Source organism: Streptomyces nanshensis, from assembly GCF_001751255.1.
In the GTDB taxonomy this organism is placed as follows: Bacteria; Actinomycetota; Actinomycetes; order Streptomycetales; family Streptomycetaceae; genus Streptomyces; species Streptomyces nanshensis_A.
On record NZ_LJGW01000370.1, the window covers coordinates 1 to 4,984 of the forward strand.

Annotated in this window: 2 protein-coding genes; both read right to left on the reverse strand. The window is 75.4% G+C overall.

The window, feature by feature from the left end:
• A partial coding sequence (locus AN218_RS21890) for an ATP-dependent helicase (RefSeq protein ID WP_070018606.1) occupies nucleotides 1–2,536 on the reverse strand: 2,536 nt, incomplete at its 3' end.
• A gap of 153 nt (nucleotides 2,537–2,689) precedes the next feature.
• Nucleotides 2,690–4,984: UrvD/REP family ATP-dependent DNA helicase (locus AN218_RS21895; RefSeq protein ID WP_141747647.1), on the reverse strand; the 2,295-nt coding region annotated here is incomplete at its 5' end.

A 4,984-nucleotide genomic window follows, 5' to 3' on the forward strand; every position in this document is an offset into this window, starting at 1 on the left:
CCGCCGCCGCCCGTCTGCGCGCCATCGCCGCCGGGTCCAGCGGCATCGGCCACGCCCGCTCCCGCCCGGCCGCCTCGGCGAGCGCCGGATTCTCCGCCTCCTCCGCGGGCGCCTCCGCCCAGTGCTCGACCTCGCCGTGCGACGGGTCCTCCTCGCAGTGGGAACGCAGCGCCTCCAGGAACGCCGAAGGCCCGCGCGCCCGCTTCTGGTGCGGCCCCCACCAGTGGCCGGAGCCGAGCAGCCGCGTGCGGGCGCGGGTGAACGCCACATAGCCCAGGCGGAGTTCCTCGGTGGCCTGGTGGTCGCGCATCGCCGTCTCGTAGGCCCGTACGCCCTTCGGCGTCCACCCCGCCACATCCGGCAGGGTCGCCGCGTCCCCGCGCAGGGCGTGCGGCAGGACGCGCGGCCGGGTCAGCCAGGACTCGCGCGGCTGCTCACTGGGGAACTGCTTGGCCACCAGGCCCGGCAGCGCCACCACGTCCCACTCCAGGCCCTTGGCCTTGTGCACGGTGAGCACCTGTACGGCGTCGCCGCCGCCCGGCAGCGAGCTGTCGAGGCCCTTCTCGTACTGCGCCGCCGTACGCAGAAAGCCCAGGAAGGCGAGCAGCGTGGCCTCGCCGTCGAGGGCGGCGAACCCGGCGGCGACGTCGAGGAAGCCGCTCAGCGTCTCGCGGCGGCGGGCGGCCAGGGCGTGCGGCGAGGCGGACAGTTCGACGTCGAGGCCGGTCACGGCGAGCACCCGGTGCAGCACGTCCATCAGCGGGTCGGCCAGGGAGCGCCGCAGGTCGCGTATCTCGGCGGCGAGCCGGGTGAAGCGGACGCGCGCCTCCGCGGAGAACGGCAGACCGTCGTCGTACCTGCCGCGTACGCCGCCCGAACCGCCGCCGCCCTGCGCCCCGTTGGCGCCGCCGCCGTCGAGGAACGTCTCCAGCGCGTCCGCGAGCGAGACCACCTCCGACGGGTCGACGCCCTCGACCGCCTCCGCCAGCCGCCGGTCCGGATCGCCGCCGTGGTCCTGCTCGTGCTGTACGAGAAGCCGCGCGCGCCGCCCCAGCAGCGCCAGGTCGCGCGGTCCGATCCGCCAGCGCGGGCCGGTCAGCAGCCGTACGAGGGAGGCGTTGGCCGTCGGGTCCTGGAGGACCTCGCACATGGCGACGAGGTCGGCGACCTCCGGAAGATGCAGCAGGCCCGTCAGTCCGACGACCTCGACGGGCAGTTCGCGTTCCACCAGCGCGGCCTGGATCTCGGCGAAGTCGCCCGCGCCGCGGCACAGTACGGCGATCTCGCCGGGCGGTGTGCCCGTACGTACGAGGTGGGCGAGGGAGTCCGCGAGCCACTCCAACTCGCCCTCGTGGGTGGGCAGCAGGGCGCAGCGCACCAGTCCGTCGCGCTCCGCGCCCGGTGCGGGACGCAGGGCCTCGACGCCCTCGTGCCGCGTACGCAGCGGCGCCGCAAGGGAGTTGGCGAGGGAGAGCAGCCGCCCGCCGCTGCGGCGGTTCTCGCTGAGCGAGTAGCGGCGGGCGGGGCTGCCGTCCGCGGACGGGAAGTGCTGGGGGAAGTCGTCGAGGTTGGCGACGGAGGCGCCGCGCCAGCCGTAGATGGCCTGGCACGGGTCGCCGACGGCGGTGACGGCGTGGCCCGCGCCGCCCTCCACCGCCTCGCCGCCCGCGCCGAACAGGCCCGAGAGCAGGACGCGTTGGGCCACCGAGGTGTCCTGGTACTCGTCGAGGAGGACCGCGGAGAACTGTCCGCGCAGCGCCCTGCCGACCTCCGGGACGTCGCGTGCCAGCCGCGCCGCGAGGGCGATCTGATCGCCGAAGTCGAGGAGGTCGCGCTCCTGTTTGCGGGCGCGGTACTTCTCGACGAGGCCGAGCAGTTCGCCCCGTCCGAGGGCCGCCTGCGGCACCTTGCGCAGCGCAGCGTTGCTCAACTGCGCCTGTTCCAGGGCCGCGAGCAGCTCCTCGTCGTACGCGCGCAGACGTCCCGGAGAGACCAGATGCTCGCTCAGTTCGGCGTCCAGCGCGAGCACGTCCTCGACGAGCGCGGAGACGGACTTCGTCAGCGCCTCGAACGGGCCCGGATCGGCGCGCAGCACGCTCGCGGCGAGCTGGAAGCGCGTGGCGTCGGCCAGCAGCCTGGCGCCTGGCTCGATGCCCAGGCGCAGCCCGTGCTCCGTCAGGAGCCGCCCGGCGAAGGCGTGGTAGGTGGAGATCTGCGGTTCGCCCTGGGCCTGTTCGGGGTCGGCCGGGTCGGGGTCGGTGATGCCCGCCCGCACAAGAGCCGTACGGACGCGCTCCGTCAGCTCGCCCGCGGCCTTGTTGGTGAACGTCAGTCCGAGCACCTGCTCGGACTGCACCTGGCCGGTGCCCACGAGCCACACCACGCGGGCCGCCATCACCGTCGTCTTGCCCGAACCGGCGCCCGCCACGATGACCTGGGGCGCGAGCGGCGCCGTGATGCAGGCGAGCTGCTCCGGGGTGAAGGGGATGCCGAGCAGCTCGGCGAGCTCCTCGGTGCGGGTGAGTCGTGCGGACACGTGAGAGACGCTAACGGCTGCCGCCGACAACCGCCGGAGGACGGCAGGAGCGCCAGGGGCGTACGTAACGCCCGGCACGCCGTCAACTCCCGCCGTACGCCCACGGGTTCGGCGACCCGGCCGCCCCGCGCCCGTACGTACGCCCCCGGGCGCTCACTCGATGATGTGGCGTCCCTCACCGCGCGCCGAACAGCTCGCGCGGAACGAGCAGTGCGTGCACTGCGATCCGGGCGAGGGCGTGAAGCGCTCGTCGAGCACGCGTCCGGCCGCCGTCGCCAGCAGACCGCCGATCCAGTCGCCGCCCCCGGCGCCCTCGGCGCCCTTGGTGCCATCACCGACCTCGCCGCTCGCGTCCTGCGGGTCCGCGCCGAGCGGGTCCTGACGCTGCACCACGGGCAGCGCGTCGCCGCCGTCCCGTTCGGCCGCCCCCAGCCGCAGATGGACGAGTTCGGCGCCGCCGGGCTCCGGGCGCTCGCCGCCGAAGAGATGGTCGGCCGCCCCCTCGCGCACCGCCAACTGGTAGACGGCGAGCTGCGGATGGCGTGCGGCCTCCTGGGCGCTCGGCCTGCTGCGCCCGGTCTTGAAGTCGACGACGTACGCGCGTCCCTGCCCGTCCGACTCCACCCGGTCGACGCTGCCGCGGATGCGCACCTCGTACTCGCCCGCCTCCAGCGTGACGTCGAAGCCGAGTTCGCTGCCGGCGACCTGCCCGGCGCCGCCCTCGGCCTCCCGCATCACGTGCCAGCGCAGAAACCGCTCCAACGCCGCGCGCGCGTTCTGCTTCTCCTGCCGGGACTTCCACGGCGCCTCGAACGCCAGCCCGTCCCAGACGCGTTCGAGCCGCTCCATCAGCACCGCCAGATCGGCGGGCGTGCCTCCGGAGGCGACCTCGTCCGCGAGGACGTGCAGGACGTTGCCGAAGCCCTGTGCGGCGGTCGCGGGCTCGTCCGCCTTCACCTCGCGGGCCAGAAACCACTGCAGCGCACAGGAGTTGGCGAGCTGGTCCAGCGCGCTGCCGGAGAGCGTGACCGGTTCGTCGGGGTCGCGCAGCGGCGTCTGCGAGCGCGTCGGCTCGTCCAGGCCCCACCAGCGGTGCGGATGCGCCGCCGGTACGAGGGCGTGGCCCTCCTCGTCCCGCAGCGCGGCCAGCTTGGCCAGCCGCGCCGCGGCGGCCTCGCGCAGCGCGGGCGACGCCGCCGGGTCGACGGTCGTGGCCCGCAGCTCCGCGACCAGCGCCGGCACCGAAAGCGGCCTGCGGGGACGGGAGTTGACGGTCACCGGTGTGACGCCCAGCTCGCCGAGGAAGCGCGAGGGCTGGTCGCCGTCGTCCGCCGGAGCGCGTACGGCCGTGACGACCAGCCGCTCCTTCGCCCGCGTCGCCGCCACGTAGAACAGCCGCCGCTCCTCCGTCAGCAGCGCGCCCGGCGTCAGCGGTTCGGCGAGCCCGTCGCGGCCGATGCGGTCGGCTTCCAACAGCGAGCCGCGGCGCCGCAGATCGGGCCACAGCCCCTCCTGTACGCCCGCGACCACGACGAGGCGCCACTCCAGGCCCTTCGCGCGGTGAGCCGTCATCAGCCGTACGGCGTCGGGCCGTTCGGTGCGGCGGGTGAGCGTGTCGGCGACGATGTCCTGGGCGTCGACCTCTTCGAGGAAGTTGAGCGCGCCCCGGCCGCCGCTGCGTTCCTCCGCGCGGGCCGCCGCGTCGAACAGCGCGCACACAGCGTCGAGATCGCGGTCGGCGTTCCGGCCGCCGGCGCCGCCCCGGAAGGCGGCGCGCTCCAGGCGCTGCGGCCAGGGCGTACCGTCCCACAGCAGCCACAGCGCCTCCTCCGCCGTGCCGCCGCCCGCGAGCAGTTCGCGCGCCTTGCGGAGCAGCAGCCCGAGGCGCTGGGCCCCGCGTGCGTACGCCGGGTCGTGCGCCACCAGCCGCTGGGGCTCGGCGAGTGCCTCGGTGAGCAACACGTCGGAGGGGCGCGGGAGATGGGCGCCCGCCGCGCGCTCCTCCTCGCGCAGGGCACGGCCGAGGCGGCGCAGATCGGCGGCGTCCATGCAGCCGAGCGGTGAGCCGAGCAGGGTGAGGGCCGTCTCGGTGTCGAGCCAGCCGGCGGCGGGGCCGGGACCCGACTCGTGATCGGGGTCCGGGTCCGGATCCGGATCCGGATCCGCGCCGGGGTTCTCGTCGCCGTCGGCGTTCACGCCGTCGATGTTCTGGGCGGCGGGGCCCGGAGCCGAACTCCCTTGCGGAGGCGGCGGATCCGCGCCCGAGGCACCGTCCGTACCGGAGCCCGCACCGGCCCCTGACCCGGGCCCGGGCCCCGCTCCCGCGTCCACATACGCGGCCGCGCGCGCCACCGCCCGCAGCGCCGTCAACAGCGGTGCCACGGCCGGTTCATGGCGCAGCGGCACGTCGGCGCCGTCCACGTCCAGCGGAACGCCCGCCGACGTCAG